Consider the following 14,546-nt stretch of genomic DNA (forward strand, 5'->3'; position numbering starts at 1 on the left):
CGCAGACATCCCTCCTGAGTCTCAGCCACTTTTTAGTCCTGTAGGAATCAGACAGCCGTGTCGTGGCCGGGCCCTGCCTACGCCGAAACCACTGCCCAATCTCTGCCCCGTGCTCCGTTGCCGTCAGGTACGCTGATGCATCGACGGACTTCGGTCTGCGGGCTCTTGCAGGACGTTGCGTCCATTCCCATCCGGCCGTCGTGCTTAGTTGGCTGTTTGCACAGCTACCGGGCACCGCATGCCTTCATTTTTGCCCCAGCGGCTCACCCCAGACGAGATGAAAGCTGATACCAGCACCACGTTCAACATTTGCATTGTTGAGGACGACCCCTGGTACGGGCAACTGCTACAGTACCAACTCTCGCTCAACCCCGATTACGAGGTTTCGCTTTACAACTCGGGCAAGGAATTCTTCGATGCGGTGCGCAAACAGCCCGACGTTGTTACGATTGATTACTCGCTGCCCGATATCGACGGCGAAAAGCTGCTGCAGAAGCTACGGGAGCTGTATCCGGAGCTGCCAGTCATCGTCATCAGCGCCCAGAACAAGATTGCCACGGCCGTGGAGCTGCTCAAGCTCGGGGCTACCGATTACCTCGTGAAGGACGAGTACACCAAGCAGCTGCTGTGGAACGCCGTGCAGCGTATTCGCGAAAACGCGGGGCTGCGCCAGAAGGTGCAGCGCCTGGAAAAGCAGCTGGCCGACAAGTACAACTTCACCACTTTGCTCAAGGGCAACAGCCCGGCCATGCAAGCCACATTTGCCCTGATGGAGCGCGCCGCCCAAACGCCGGTCAACGTGTCCATCAACGGTGAAACCGGCACGGGCAAGGAACTGGTGGCCAAGGCCATTCACATGAATTCCGAGCGGCAGAAAGGCCCGTTCGTGGCCCTGAACATGGCTGCCATCCCGGCCGAGCTGGTGGAAAGCGAGCTGTTCGGCCACGAGAAGGGCGCCTTCACCGGGGCCCACAGCCGCAAAATCGGCAAGTTTGAGGAGGCCCACAACGGCACGCTGTTCCTGGATGAGATTGGCGAGTTGCCCCTGAGCATTCAGGCCAAACTGCTGCGCGTGCTACAGGAGCGGGAACTGCAGCGCGTAGGGGGCAGCGAGAAAATCCGGCTGAACGTGCGCCTGGTAACGGCCACCCACAAGAACCTGGCGGAAGAAGTCAAGAAGGGCACCTTCCGCGAGGACTTGTATTACCGCGTCATCGGCCTGCCCATCGTGCTGCCCTCGCTGCGCGAGCGAAGCACCGACATCATTCTGCTGGCCAAACACTTCCTCGACGAGTTCTGCCGGGACTACCGCAAGGCCTCCATCACGCTGGCGCCGGCCGCCCACGACAAGCTCCTGCGCTACGACTACCCCGGCAACGTGCGCGAGCTGAAAACGGCCATCGAGCTGGCCGCCGTGCTCAGCGACGGGCAGCAAGTGCAGCCGGCCGACATTGTTTTTGCCCCCTCGGCCCGGCAGGAGGGCCTGTTCGGCGAGGAAAAAACCCTGCGTGAACACACCCGCACCATCGTGCGCCATTACCTCGACAAGTACCAGAACAACGTGCCCTTGGTGGCCCAGCGGCTCGACATTGGCCGTTCCACGATTTACAAGATGATACAGGACGGGGAGCTGTAATGGAGAACAACTACGCAGAACTAGCGGCGCTGAAAGCCGAAAATGCCCGCCTGCGGGCCGCCCTGGCCGAGCAGCAGGCCGCCGGGCCCGCCGCGGCCGGGCTACCCGGCAGCCACAACCCCGCCGACCTGAGCCAGCTGCTGTTTCTGGCCGAGGAGGTCTTCGCCGCCGTGTTCCTGACCGATGCGCGGGGCATTATCACCTGGGTGAACCGGGGCTTTACCCAGCTCTGCGGGTTCGAGGCCGCGCAGGCCGTGGGTCAGTCAGCCGAGGCGGTGTTTGCCCAGCCGCCGGCCGGCAGCGCCGAACCGGCGCCCATTACCAGCTGCTGGGCGCAGCAGCTGCCCTGGCGCTTCGACGTGCAAAACCCCTGCGCCGACGGTACTGCGGATTGGCTTCGGGTCAAGCTCCAGCCCATTTTCGGGCCCGCGGGCGCGTTGCTGTTCTACGCAGGCCTGATCGAGGACATCACGGAGTGGAAGCGCGCCGAACTGGAGCTGGCCCGCAACGAAAGCCGCTACCGCCGGCTGATCGAAAACGCCCCCGGTGTGCTCTTTGAGTGGCGCGAAAACTTCGACGGCACCAGCCACTTCGTGTACGCCAGCCCCAAGCTGCAGGAAATCTTCGGCATCGATGCCCCCCACGCAAACCTCATCACCTCCTACATTCACCCCGACGACCGGCCCCGGTTTGTGCAGTCGATTCTGGACGCCAAAAGCCAGCGCAGCACCTGGACGTTTGAGGGCCGGCTGGCCGTGCCGGGCCAACCAATGCGCTGGTTCCGGAGCAACTCCATCTTTTCCGGCGCCGACGAGCTGGGCTTGTCGTTCCAGGGCCTTCTGCAGGACATTACCGCTTCGGGGCTGGCGGCGGCGGCCGTTCGCGAAAGTGAGCAGCGCTGGCGCCAGGCCATGGAGGGCATCGGCAACACTACCTGGGAATACGAGTTTGGTACGGGTCGGATGCAGCTTTCGCCCGAGTACAAGCGCTTGTTTGGCTACCGCGATGAGCTGGTGCACCTCAGTGAGAACGGATACCAGTATCCCAATGCCTATCCCGGCGAGGCCGTAGCGGCCCGAGACGCTTTGGCGGCGTATTTGCGGGGCGAAACGCCCCACTATTCGGCCACTATCCGGCTGCACGGCCCCGACGGGCAGGACCATTGGGTGTTGTCGCAGGGAATGATAACCAAGCGCGATGCGCAGGGCAACCCGGTGCTGCTCACCGGCTCACACACCGACGTGACCGACATTACCCGGGCGCAGCTGGCCCTGGAGGTATCGTCGCGGCGGCTGGCCAGCACCATTGCCAACCTGCAGCGGGCCGTGCTGCTGGAAGACGAACACGGGAAGATTATTCTCGTCAATGAAGCGTTTTGCCGCATGTTCCGCCTGCCCTACCAGCCCGAGCAGCTCACCGGCATCGACTGCAAGGTGCTGCTGGAAATGGCCCGGCCCCATTTCAGCGACGAAGACGGCTTTGTGAAGGGCATTGCCCGCCGCCAGCAGCAGCGCCAGCCCCGGCAGGGCGACCTGCTGGCCCTGAAAGACGGCCGCATTCTGGAGGGCGAGTCCACGCCGATTTATGCCCAGGGCCAGTACGCGGGCTACCTCTGGAAGTACGAGGACATCAGCAAGCGCAAAAACGACGAAGAAGCCCTCAAGCGCCGCGAGGAGAAGTACCGCCGCATCCTGGAAAACCTGAACCTGGGTTTGGTCGAAACCGACCGCGACGGCAAGGTCATGTTTGTCAACGACAGCTACTGCGAAATTACCGGCTATTCCCAGGCCGAGCTGCTGCACCAGAGCATCGAGCTGATGCTGGTAAACCAGCAGGGACAGCAGCAGATGCGCGAAAAGCGCGCCCTGCACGCCCAGGGCATTTCGGATACCTACGAGCTGCCCATCAAAACCAAGCGCGGCGACCTGAAGTGGCTGCTGGTGAGCGGCGCCCCGCTCTACAACGAAGACAAGGAGCACATCGGCTCCATCGGGGTGCACCTGGATATCTCGCACCAGAAGCAGCTGGAGGGCAAGCTGCGCACGGCCAAGCGCCACGCCGAGGAATCGGCGCAGGCCAAGGAGATGTTTCTGGCCAACATGAGCCACGAGATGCGCACGCCCATGAATGCCATCCTGGGCATGAGCCAGCTGCTGGCCAAGACGCCGCTGGTGGCGCAGCAGAAAAACTACCTGCACGCCATTTCCACCTCGGCCGAAAACCTGCTCGTCATCATCAACGACATTCTCGACTTATCCAAGATCGAGGCCGGGCGGATGCCCATTGAAACCATCGGTTTCAACCTGCGGAAGGTATGCGAGCAGGTGGAAAAAACCCTGCGCTACAAGGCCGAAGACAAAGGCCTGAGCCTGCTCATCCAGGTGAGTCCCGACATCCCGGAGGTGCTGCTGGGCGACCCGCACCGCATCACGCAGGTGCTGCTCAACCTGGCCGGCAACTCGGTGAAGTTCACGGAGAAAGGCGAAATAAAAGTGGAGTGCGAGCTGGCGGGCATGCTGGGCCACGAAATCGTGGTGCAATTTCGCGTCAGCGACACGGGCATCGGCATCGACCCGCAGTACCTCAAGAGCCTGTTCAAGGACTTCAGCCAGGAGGATTCATCCGTTTCGCGCAAGTTTGGCGGTACTGGCTTGGGACTGAGCATCTCGCGTAGCCTGGTGAACCTGATGGGCGGCGAAATTCAGATCCAGAGCGAGAAGCACCGCGGCACCGTCAGCCGTTTCTCCCTGCTGCTGCCCATCGGCACGGTCACGGATCTGCCGCGCCGCGAGGTGGCCGTCAGCTCGCGTATGCTGGTGGAGGCCTTGCGCGGCAAGCGCGTGCTGCTGGTGGAAGACAACGAGTACAACCGCATGCTGGCCCAGTCCTTTCTGCGGCACGCCCAGATCGAGGTGACCGAGGCCGATAACGGCGCGGTAGCGGTGGAGCTGGCCCGCCAGCAGGAATTTGATCTGATCCTGATGGACGTGCAAATGCCCATCATGGACGGCTACGATGCCACGGTGCAGCTGCGTCAGGAGTTGGGCCTGCAGATACCCATCATCGCCCTGACGGCCAACGCCATCCGCGGCGACGACCAGAAGTGTCTGGCCGTGGGCATGAATGACTACCTGTCCAAACCTTTCCACGAAGAAGAGCTGCTCAAAATCGTGCACGAGTGGCTGCAGCCCAACGCCAAGAGTGGCGAAGAGGTCCAGCTTTACCGGCTCGACATCCTGCAGGAAGCGGCCAACAACGACCACAGGTTCGTTGCGGTCATGCTGCGCACCTTCCTCAAGAGCAGCGAGGACGTGCTGGCGAGCATGCGGGCAGGCCTGGCAGCAAGCGACATGCGCGTGCTGAAGGCCGCCGCGCACAAGATTAAGCCAAGCCTGACTCACCTGCACATCTACCAAGTGCTCGAGCCGGTGGAGCAGCTCGACAGCTGGGAAGGCCCCTTCGATCAGCCCGCCGTTGCTTCCCTGGTCGAAATCACCGAAAAGCTCCTGCGGCAAGTTATGTCGCGCATTGCCCTGGACCTGAAGGCCGACAGTGCTTAGCGGCCTGGCAGCAGCGGTGCGCCCGTGCTCAAGCCGCCAAACCAGATTGCCCGGTGGCGTGATGGTGGGCCTGGCCAGCGTGCCGTAAGCGGGCAGCCCTATTCCGGCAATGCCCCCAGGAGCGGGTCTTCGGCCGGGTCGGTGTAGCGCTCAATGAACTCCAGCAGCATGTGCACCAGCGCCGGGCGGGAAGGCGCCAGCACGGGCAGCAGCGTGCGCAGCCGGCTCAGTTCCACGTAGCCGGGCACGGTGTGCAGGTCGCTTTGCTCGTCGGTCAGAAAACCCATGCGCCAGTTCGGAAAGCTGCGCCGCGACCAAGGCCCTTCGCTCAGCACGACGCAATCGTGGTGGCGCGCATCCACCGCGATACGCTCATAATACAGGTGCCGGACCTCGTCTTCGCCGCCTTCCAGCACTTGCATAAACTGCTGATTGGGTGTGTAAAGCAGCAGGCCCGTAATGTCGTGGGCCGCGTTGAAAGCACGGGATTGTTCCAGCAGTTCGGTTAGCTGCGGGGTGTCAAAGGCCATTCGGGCCTGACTGTGGTAAATGAGGTGATACAAAAGGTGTGTGTATTAAGGGACAGGAGAGCAATACGGTCCTGTTTCGGGCAGAAATCGGGAACCGTAACTCAAAATTACAATTCCGAATAATGTAACATATTAACGCAGTGGAATATAATTGGCCTGCATGAGCTGCTCCATCCATAAAGAAAGCACTGGGCATTACTCGAACGGATAATTGTGCGGGCTTCTACCACCTTTATCCAGCCCGCGTGAGGCTCAAAGCTACTCGAATCAACCCGCCCGCACGGCCATCGAGGGCCGTCGGGGTACTTAGGCCCGCTGCCTTTGCGGCGAGAGGATTTCGGAGCCTGGCACCTCCAAGGAGGCGCCCCCGCTTCTGGCTCCTGCTCTTGCAGCTGTTCGGGCTACTTCAGAATTGTGCACGAGACTTCTGCCTCACACGGCTCTGCCGTGTGCACCGCTGCAATCAGCGACCAGCCAACCATCTGCCGCCCTACGGTACCTGCTGTTTAGCTGTGTCCGCTCAACAGTTCCAGGTCATCCGCAGAGCTGTAGTTTGCTTCACAGGCATGGCAGAGCGTCGCTAGAGGTGTCTGGCCGGCGTAGCCAGGCCGCGGGACTTGCGAAAGGCGTGGATAACGTGCGTCACCACCCCGAACACCACGAGGCTGCTGCCTTCATTCAAGCGAATAATCGGGTAGCGACGATTATCGGGCTCCAGCCAGGTTTGGGTGCCCTGTTGGCGCAGCCGCTTCACGGTCTGTTCCCCGTCCAGCACCGCTACCACGATGCTACCGTCCTGGGGCTTCAGGGCACGATCCACTGCAATGATGTCGTCGTGCCGAATGCCGGCGCCCGTCATGGAGTCGCCGGATACCCGGGCCAGAAAAACGGACGCGGGGTGCGCAAACAGCAGCTCGTGCAGATTAAGCGGAGCGTCGAGGTGGTCGTCGGCCGGCGAGGGAAAGCCGGTCGGTATGGCGCAGGCAAACAGGGGCAAAGGCATTCCGGCCCAGTCCGTGTGGATAGCAAAAGGGGAAACGCGCGGCATAAAACGGGCCGTACTGCTTGCGTTTAGCAGTACGGCACCGCTATTTACTAATTATTTTAGTATACAGTTGTCGGCTTACTGAAAAATGGTTCCCTATACCGGAACTTTTTTGCCTGAAGCATTTCGCTTCATCTGTTTTTCATCCCATTAAAAGATGATTAAACAGCAGAAATTCTTCTAATTTTTCTACCTAATATTTTTAGTTGCGACTGAATATCCTTATTTTTGGATATGCGCAGAACGAAGAAGAGTCAACTTCCAACTCCCCTCCCCGTCCAGCAGTATGCCCGTTGCGTGGACGCCACCAGCCGCCCCTCGGACCACATCGGCGACTGGCCCCAAAAAGGCCAGGTATATCCGGTGGAGTACCGTACGAATGCCCGCACCGGCCAACCGCAGGTGCACGTGCTCGGCTTCTACGCCGAGCGCCCGTACGGTGCCTTCGCCACCCGCCGCTTCGAGCCCTTGGCCGAAGTGTGGTTGAATTAGGTTTTCACCCGTTTCTGTTCCTCAGCCGGCCGCCTCGCGCGGCCGTTTTTTTTGGTGGTTGGCCAAGGGCCTCTTTTTGTTCAGCCTGCCGCACTTAGTCAAGCCCGGCGGCGCCACAGCTGCACGGCCCCCACGGCCAGCGCCGTGGGCAGCCACAGCCATTTCAGCTCGCTTAGCACCGTGGTTACGCCGCGCGCCGAGAAGAAGCCCGCCCCGACGGGCGACACCTGCACCGGCCGCCACGGAAAAAAGAACCGCTCGGCGCTGAACGGCGCCAGCAGCGCTACGCCCAGGCCGCCATTGGTGAGCATATCCAGCAACGGATGTGAGGCCGTGGCCAGGAAAAACCAGAGCACCAGCGGCGCCCGGCAGGTAGTGCGGGGCCACGCGCCGTAGGCCAGCAGCAGGCCCAGCAAGGCAGCAAACACCAGCGAATGGGTAAAGCCGCGGTGCCCCCACATGCTCGCGTAAGGGATGCCGAGCTTGAACGTGACGGCGTCGAAGTCGGGAGCAATGGCGCACAAGGCGGTGAGCAGCCAGAAACGCGTGGGCAACTGCCGGGCGTAGCGGATGCGACCAAGACCGAGAGCCACGGCGGCGTGGGTAAAGATGGTGGGCATGGGGCGGCAAATAAGCCGTGGCGACCCAGACGGCCAAAACCGGCCCCAACTCAGCGGTAATGCCGGAAGATGCCGTGGTCGAAGGGCGTCCAGAGGGCGGCGCGCTGCCCGGCCTTTTTCAGGGCAGCATTGGCCCAGGAATTACAGGTGTAAAACAGGTTGTAGGTTCCCTCGGCTTCATAGAACGCGTCGTGGGCGCCGTAGCTGTAGCCTCGGATGTGCTGCACCCGGCCGCGGGCATCGTACTCAAAGCTGCGCTTGATAAAGCGGATGAGGCGGGCGTACTCGGCACGGGTAAGCAGGATGCGCACGCACTCGGGCCCTTCGGCGGGGCGGTGGTGAAAAGTGGCGTGCATGGCCGTGGTGCTCAGCCAGAACATGGCCCGCACGGCAGTGCTGGCCTTGAGCTCGGCCCAGGTGGGCGTGTTCAGGTAGAATCCCTTGTCGCCCCAGCCGAAGCCGATGTAGTCCATGGTGCTGTCGGCGGCGGGCGTGTCGGCGTAGGCCACCATGGTGCGCCAGTCCATCTGCTCGGTACGCACGGGCAGCACGATGTCGGTGTGCACGCCGTTGGAGAGGATAAACGCCTCGATAACCTGCGGGCCTTTGGGCGAACGGCGGCGCACGGGAATGCGCGAGAGGGTGACGGCGGCCGTGAAATACAGGGCCAGCGCGCCGAGCAAGCCGCCGCCGGCGTAGGCTGCGCCCTTGGCGGCTTTCTGCAGAATAATTGCCATTGAGAGGTCCGTCCGTTTGCTACGACGGGTTGCGCTTCATACGGATGCGCCCCGAAGTCGGCTGCCGAGCTTGGTGGCCTTCGGTAAGCGCTTGCCTACCCGCTGCCGGGCCTGCACCCGCAGCACCAGCCGGTGCAACATGCTTTCACCAGATAATGAAGCACTTCAGGTAATAGCATCCTCACTGGGAGTTAAAGTGCTTTTGTATAACCGCTCAACTTGCGCCTACCTGCTACAGTCCTTTTGCGTACGTGCTAGCTCAAGGAGGATGGAGCCGGCTTCTACATCATCACCCGACGCCGACGCAGGTGGTTCAGCCCCAAGCCGGCCCCGGCTACCAACAGCAGTACCGCACCGCCGTCGATGGGAACGGCCGTGGGCGGGGTTTCTTCGCCGGCATCGAGCGCGGCGTGGGCGCTGAGCACCTGCTCCTGCTTGCGGCGCAGAGCGGCCCGTTGGGCGTCGTTTTCGAGCGAGAGGTAAGACGTGAGCGGCGTGAGAATACCGGCCCGGAAGCTGGCCCGCACGGCAGGCAGGCGCGCTGCTTCGGCCTCGGCGGGGCGCAGCGCCTGGTGCTGCCGGTAGCCTTCCAGCAGCAGACCGGTCAGCCACGGCGAGGCGGGCAGCGCATCCGCGGCGGGCATAGCCAGACGTGGTTGATTGAGTACGATAGAGGCCTGCCCGTCGTCGAGCAGGTAGGCACGGGGCTTACCCGCCGCAGGCCAGGCCCGCACCCGTGCGGCGGTGCCGGGCAGCGGATCGGCCAGCCAGCGCTGAAAGGATGCCATATCGAGCGCATAAGCTTCGGGCTCCCCGCTCGGCCCCAGAATGTAGTAGGCCGGGCTCTCGGGATAAGCGCTGGCCAGGTCGGCAAAGTCAGCATCGAGCACGGCGCGGCTTGCGTCGGCCGTGACGAGCACCAGCACGGGATAAGTATCGGCGGGATGCTCCTGCTCGTGGGCCAGAATGCGGCGAACGGTACCGGCCAGGTAGAGGCCGCCCGCGTTGGGCTCTTGCCGAAACTGCTGCTGCCAGTCGGCGCCGGCGGGCAAGGACCGCGGGTAGGTATTGACCAGGGTAAAACGGGGCGGCTCGGGCAGCGGCCGGCGCTGCAACTGGGCCTGCACCTGCGCTGCCAGCGCCGCTTTGTGCGCCTGCTGCCCGGCCGATACATCGAGCAGGAAGTGATAATAGGGCCGGCGGTGGGCCAGCGGCAGGCGCTGCTTGGCCGCGTGGCTCACGTACATTACCTCCTGGCCGGGTGTGGATACTTCGCCCACGGCGGGCTGCTGGGTAGCGTCGCCGAGGTGCACCAGCTGGAAATCGAAGCGCAGGTACACGGGCTCCTTGTGCACGAAGCAGATGCCGGTGCGGCGCACTTCGCGCGGGGCGAAGGGGAATACGCGCAAGCCGAGGCGGTTGCCGGTGAGGTAGTGCAGAATGCCCGGGTCGCGGCGGGTGTTCAGGCTCTGCGCATACACCCAGGCGGCGGCTTTTTTCTCGGCCAGCACGCCATGCTCCCGCTTACCGGCAATGTCGAGGTAGTAATCCTGCACCCAGCAACCGGGCGGCACGGTAAACTCGGTAGCATACTCCAGCTGCTGCCCCCACTGCGTGGAGTCGGGGCAGGTCAGCTCCAGATCCACCCAGCTCACCCAGTGGCCCTGGCGGGCGTCGTAGGTGCTGCGGTGGCTGAGCCTGGTGAGCTGGGGCCGCTGCTGGGCCACGGGCTCGGCCTCAAGATTCTCAGCCGTACCCTCGCCGGTGAAGATGCGCTGTAGGCGGTTCAGCTTGTCGTCCGACAGGGTGAGGTTGTCGAGCACCAGCCAGTTGAAATACCGGGACAGGTAAGGCTGGCCTTTGGTGGCAAACTCTACGTCGGGGACTTTGTGCTGCTGCACTATTTCCAGCGTGCGAGCCAGCGCATCGGCGTCGAGGTGGTACTCGCGGCGGAAGTCGGGAGCGTACACGTAGTCCAGGGCGGCGTGCAGGGTGCGGCGGTAGTGCCAGTACTCGGCCGTGAGGGCCAGCGGCAGCACCAGCAGGCCTGCTCCTACCACGGCCGCCAGCGTGCGGGGCGCAAAGGTGCCGCGTAGCGCGTCCAGGTCGCGGCCCAGCTGGGCGAGGTGCACCAGCAACAGCAGCGGTGCGAGCATCAGCAGGCCCGTGGCAAACAACAGTAGCGCCACCACCGACAGCGGCAGCCAAGGCAGAAACACCAGGAAGAAGTACAGCGTGTAGGTGAGCGTGACGCTGCGGGCCGCCAGCAGCGCCAGCCGCGTCCAGCGGCCGGCCGGGGTGGGCAAGCACAGCAGCACGGCGTTGAGCACGGCCAGGATGTAAAACCACGGGCTGTGGAAGTCGCCGAAAATACCGCTGTTGCCGCCACCCAGCTTCTGGAACAAGCCGTTGTTGAGCGCCAGGCCCGCCAGCGGCAGCACGCCCGCAATCAGCGCCGTCCACACCACGCGGTAGTGCGGCCACAGCCCCGATTTGCGGCTCACGATGATGTAAAGGCCGCGGGCAATGGCCAGCAAAAACAGCAGCGTACCCAAGATAAAGCCAGTAGCCAGCAGCACGCTCTCCACGGCGCGCCCAAACGGCGTCGAGGGGTCCCACCACGAAACCGGGCTCATCAGCACTCCAAGCCCTACCGGCACCAGCGGCGCCACTACAAAGTTCGGCCACGCCGACGCGGGCCTATCCGTCGGCACCGAGCGGATGATGAGTACCAGCGCCGCGTGCGCCACGGTGGGCATCAGGAAGGTGCACGCGTAAAGCCAGGTTTCGCTGCCGACCATCCAGGTGGGCACTTCTGGGGGAAATAGCTCGCTGGCGCCGGCTACCAGGTAGCCACACATGAAGCCGAGGTTGAGTACCAGCGCCGCCACCGCGTAGAGCACCGACAAAGGCTGCCGCCGCCACAGGCACCACGCAGCGTAACCGGCGTGCATAGCAGCCAAGCTGATCAGCGCCACCCACAACCACTTCCAGGCAAGCAGGCTGGCCGGCGGCAGCAAGGAGTGAATAACGCGGAACTCCCCGCCCAGCAGCAGGAGCAGCGCCAGCAGGGGCAGGGAGTTCAGCACGAACAGCCACTTCGGATTGAGCAGATTGCGCATAAGCACACAAGTAATGCCGACAGGTATAGCAACCCGGATAAGGAACGGCACAAACATATATCAAAGAACTTTGCATTACAAAGTTAAGTCATAAAAATATTGCCCGCCCCGACTAGCGGGGCGCTGGTAGCTGATTCCGGCCTGTATTTTTGCCTCCCCTACTCTGCTTTGCTCTATGGAATCCGCCAGCAACGACCCGATCTACGCCATTCCTGCCTCCTTCCGGCGCATGGAAAACCTGCACATCGTGTTCTGGCTGCTCAAGGACGTGAGCTGGTGCATGGTGTGGAAGCCGCTGGGCCTGCTCATGATTGTGCCCACGCTGGTTATTGCCGTGGTCATTGCGTGGCGCACCCGGCACCTGGCCTCGGAGCTGGCCCACAACTTGGCCATTGTGCTCTGGATTTCAGCCAACTCTTACTGGATGATCAGCGAGTTTTTCCACTTCGACGAGGTGCTGGTGTGGCACCAGGTCACGGGCAAGCACATGGCCATCATCCCCTTCACGCTGGGCCTGCTCGTGCTGGCCTACTACTACCTGGTGCAGAAGCCGCGCGAAGCCAGCACGCAGCCCGAGCAAGTGGCCACGCTCTAGCGGCAGCCAGATTGGTGTAGTACCAAAAAAGGCCGCTTTCCTGGCAGGAAAGCGGCCTTTTTAACGCCGGTTAAGGCTATGCCTAGTTTGAAGCCGGCTTGTCTGCGCCACCTTCCATGCCGTTGGTCTGGTCACTGTCGCCGTAGCCGCCGCGCTGGCCGCTGCCGTCGCCCATGTTGCCCTGCGTCGGGGCGGACTGAGCCGAGTCGGTGCTGGTAGAGGCCACGTCGGGAGCCTGCTGCGCGTCTTCGCGGCGGCCCTGGGCTTCGCTGGATTCGTTAGGGGTGCTTTGGTTGGGTTGTTCTTGGTCGGGGAGCATGGCAAAGAGGAGTTAAGGAAAACAGCGCAGCCGATACGGCCGCTGCACCCTATGCTCTACGCCTGCCGCCCGGCGGAGTTGGGCTAAGGCCTTGCTCCGCCGCCCGCCAACCTAGATAAACCAGAGGTCTTCGGCCGCCAGCTGCAGGTGCACTGCCGCGCCGGCCGTCAGGCCGCGGGCGGTGGTCTTTACGGCCAAGTGGCTGCCCGCCAGGGTCACGCGCAACTCGAAGTAGCTGCCGAAAAACGTCACGGCCTCTACCGTAGCGGCCACGCCCTGCCCGGGCGCCGTGAGCTGGAGGCTTTCGGGCCGCACCAGCAGGCGCTTGCGGTTGGGTTTGGCACCGGCCTGCTGCACCAGCGCCTTGGCGGCAGCACCGGACAGCACGTTGTAGTCGCCGAAGAGGCCAGCTACGTACTCGCTGGCGGGCTGTCGGTAAATCTGCGCCGGGGTGCCGCGTTGCACAAGGCGCCCGGCCTGCATCACCAGGATTTCATCGGCCCACGACAAGGTATCCAGCGGGTCGTGCGAAATCAGGGTGCAGGTAATGTCCAGCTCGGCGCTGATGTGCTGAATGACGGCTTTCAGGGTGCGCTTGTGGGCGCTGTCGAGGTTGGAAAACGGCTCGTCGAGCAGCAGCAGCCGTGGCGAACCGAGCAGCAAGCGGGCCAGGGCAATGCGCTGCCGCTCCCCGCCCGAGAGCTGGTTGGTTTTGCGCGCCAGCAGGTGGTCGATCTGGCACAGCTCGTAGAGCTCGGCGGCGTCGGTGCCCAGCTTGTTGGCGTAGCGCAGCACCTGCTCCACCCGCAGAAACTTCGGCAGCTCGTATTGCTGCGAGAGGTAGGCAATGCCGGGGTGGCCCGGAATCAGCTTTTCGTGCGGGTCTTCCACCAGCTCGCCGGCAAAGCGCACCTCTCCCGCGCTGGGCGCCGCCAGCCCGGCAATGATTTGCAGCAGGGTGCTTTTGCCCGCGCCGGTTTCGCCCGCCACAGCAATTTTCTGGAATTGGTGCTGCGTAAAGCTGATGTCGTGCAGGCCGAAATTGCCGGCTTCCTGAAAGCTGATGTGTGAAACGCGCAGTAAATCCATACCGCAAAGCTCGGCACAAAACGGCGGGGCGCCGCCTACTTTATTACTGCCGCTTGCCGAACAGGTAAGCCACCGACAGCTGCCAGGTGCGCAGCTTGTAAGTCGGTCCCTTGAAGCCGCCGTCTTCCACGTATGGAGGAAACAGGTCCGTAAGCCCCCGGCTGTAGCTCAGCTGCACCTGCAGCCCGCCCCACTGATAGCCCATGCCGCCCTGCACGCCAAAATCCCAGGGCTTGGAATAGAGCGGCGGGTTGGGGTCGTTGAAATCCGGATCGGCAGTTTCGCCCGCCGCTTTGATGTCGGTTTTGCCTTGCCTATCGTAGGCCTGCGCCCCAACGTTGGTCTGCAGCACGTAGGAGTTGTTGTAAGTGGAGCTGCCGCCCAGCAGCCGGCTCACGTAACCGCCCGCAAACACCTGCAGCTCCTGGCCGTTGGCGCGTTGGGCAAATACCACGTTCAGCGGCAGCGTCAGGTAGTTCAGGCGGAATGTTTGCTTGGTGGTGATGCGCGTAAAACGGACGCCCGGTCCGGGGTCCTGGTAGTCGTCATCAAGCCGAAAGCCCTTTTGTGCGTACAGCACCGACGCCTGCGCCACCCAGTGCTGCCACCCCACGCTTGCCGTGCCGCCCGCGGCGCCGCGCGTCAGGGGCTCCGCGTTGAACTCTCTTTCCGCCCCGGTGTACTTGGCCGTAGCTACGTTCAGTCCGACCTGCGGCCCGGCTGCAAAACGAACCTGGCTATGAGCATTCAGAGCGCCGAATAGGGCAAATGATAGCGTAACCCAATATTTCATAAAGCAAA

12 protein-coding genes are annotated in these 14,546 nt (G+C 62.8%); 4 read left to right on the forward strand and 8 right to left on the reverse strand.

The window, feature by feature from the left end; translation table 11 throughout:
* Nucleotides 1–238: 238 nt before the first annotated feature.
* Entirely contained in the window at nt 239–1,636 is a 1,398-nt protein-coding gene (locus B0919_RS18995) for a sigma-54-dependent transcriptional regulator (RefSeq protein ID WP_254846616.1), read from the forward strand.
* Nucleotides 1,636–5,196 carry a PAS domain S-box protein gene (locus tag B0919_RS19000; RefSeq protein ID WP_078013871.1) on the forward strand — a complete coding sequence of 1,187 codons (3,561 nt, stop codon included), beginning with the start codon at nt 1,636–1,638 and terminating at the stop codon, nt 5,194–5,196. The genes B0919_RS18995 and B0919_RS19000 overlap by 1 nt, the downstream gene beginning before the upstream one ends.
* Nucleotides 5,197–5,294: 98 nt before the next feature.
* Here B0919_RS19000 and B0919_RS19005 read toward each other — a convergent pair whose 3' ends face one another.
* Nucleotides 5,295–5,759 (reverse strand): BLUF domain-containing protein, encoded by a 465-nt coding sequence (locus tag B0919_RS19005; RefSeq protein ID WP_139362255.1) that lies wholly within the window; start codon nt 5,757–5,759, stop codon nt 5,295–5,297.
* Between the two features lie 547 nt (nt 5,760–6,306).
* On the reverse strand, nt 6,307–6,723 hold the full coding sequence (locus tag B0919_RS19010; RefSeq protein WP_410503631.1) for a LexA family protein: 417 nt from the start codon (nt 6,721–6,723) through the stop codon (nt 6,307–6,309).
* A 345-nt stretch (nt 6,724–7,068) separates the two neighbouring features.
* On the opposite strand from B0919_RS19010, the gene B0919_RS19015 reads away from it, so the two are divergent.
* Nucleotides 7,069–7,263 carry a hypothetical protein gene (locus tag B0919_RS19015; protein WP_078013874.1) on the forward strand — a complete coding sequence of 65 codons (195 nt, stop codon included), beginning with the start codon at nt 7,069–7,071 and terminating at the stop codon, nt 7,261–7,263.
* A 98-nt stretch (nt 7,264–7,361) separates the two neighbouring features.
* On the opposite strand, the gene B0919_RS19020 is transcribed toward B0919_RS19015, so the two are convergent.
* From B0919_RS19020 to B0919_RS19030, 3 genes are all read right to left on the reverse strand, one after another.
* Nucleotides 7,362–7,883: a metal-dependent hydrolase gene (locus B0919_RS19020; RefSeq protein ID WP_078013875.1), complete on the reverse strand. Its 522-nt coding sequence runs from the start codon at nt 7,881–7,883 to the stop codon at nt 7,362–7,364.
* A 50-nt stretch (nt 7,884–7,933) separates the two neighbouring features.
* Entirely contained in the window at nt 7,934–8,620 is a 687-nt protein-coding gene (locus B0919_RS19025) for a TIGR02117 family protein (protein ID WP_078013876.1), read from the reverse strand.
* Between the two features lie 281 nt (nt 8,621–8,901).
* The gene (locus B0919_RS19030) at nt 8,902–11,742 is read right to left on the reverse strand and encodes an MSEP-CTERM sorting domain-containing protein (protein WP_176133137.1); all 2,841 of its coding nucleotides are present in this window, start codon (nt 11,740–11,742) and stop codon (nt 8,902–8,904) included.
* Nucleotides 11,743–11,917: 175 nt separating this feature from the next.
* Here B0919_RS19030 and B0919_RS19035 point away from each other — a divergent pair, with 175 nt between their 5' ends.
* Nucleotides 11,918–12,337: a hypothetical protein gene (locus B0919_RS19035; RefSeq protein ID WP_217701047.1), complete on the forward strand. Its 420-nt coding sequence runs from the start codon at nt 11,918–11,920 to the stop codon at nt 12,335–12,337.
* 82 nt (nt 12,338–12,419) lie between these two features.
* On the opposite strand, the gene B0919_RS19040 is transcribed toward B0919_RS19035, so the two are convergent.
* From B0919_RS19040 to B0919_RS19050, 3 genes are all read right to left on the reverse strand, one after another.
* Nucleotides 12,420–12,656: a hypothetical protein gene (locus B0919_RS19040; protein WP_078013878.1), complete on the reverse strand. Its 237-nt coding sequence runs from the start codon at nt 12,654–12,656 to the stop codon at nt 12,420–12,422.
* A gap of 111 nt (nt 12,657–12,767) precedes the next feature.
* Nucleotides 12,768–13,745: an ABC transporter ATP-binding protein gene (locus B0919_RS19045; RefSeq protein ID WP_078013879.1), complete on the reverse strand. Its 978-nt coding sequence runs from the start codon at nt 13,743–13,745 to the stop codon at nt 12,768–12,770.
* Nucleotides 13,746–13,788: 43 nt separating this feature from the next.
* Nucleotides 13,789–14,538, reverse strand: coding sequence for a porin family protein (locus tag B0919_RS19050; protein ID WP_078013880.1), 750 nt, complete (start codon nt 14,536–14,538; stop codon nt 13,789–13,791).
* Between the last annotated feature and the right edge of the window lie 8 nt (nt 14,539–14,546).

The sequence above is a fragment of the Hymenobacter sp. CRA2 genome (assembly GCF_002007105.1).
GTDB lineage: Bacteria > Bacteroidota > Bacteroidia > Cytophagales > Hymenobacteraceae > Solirubrum.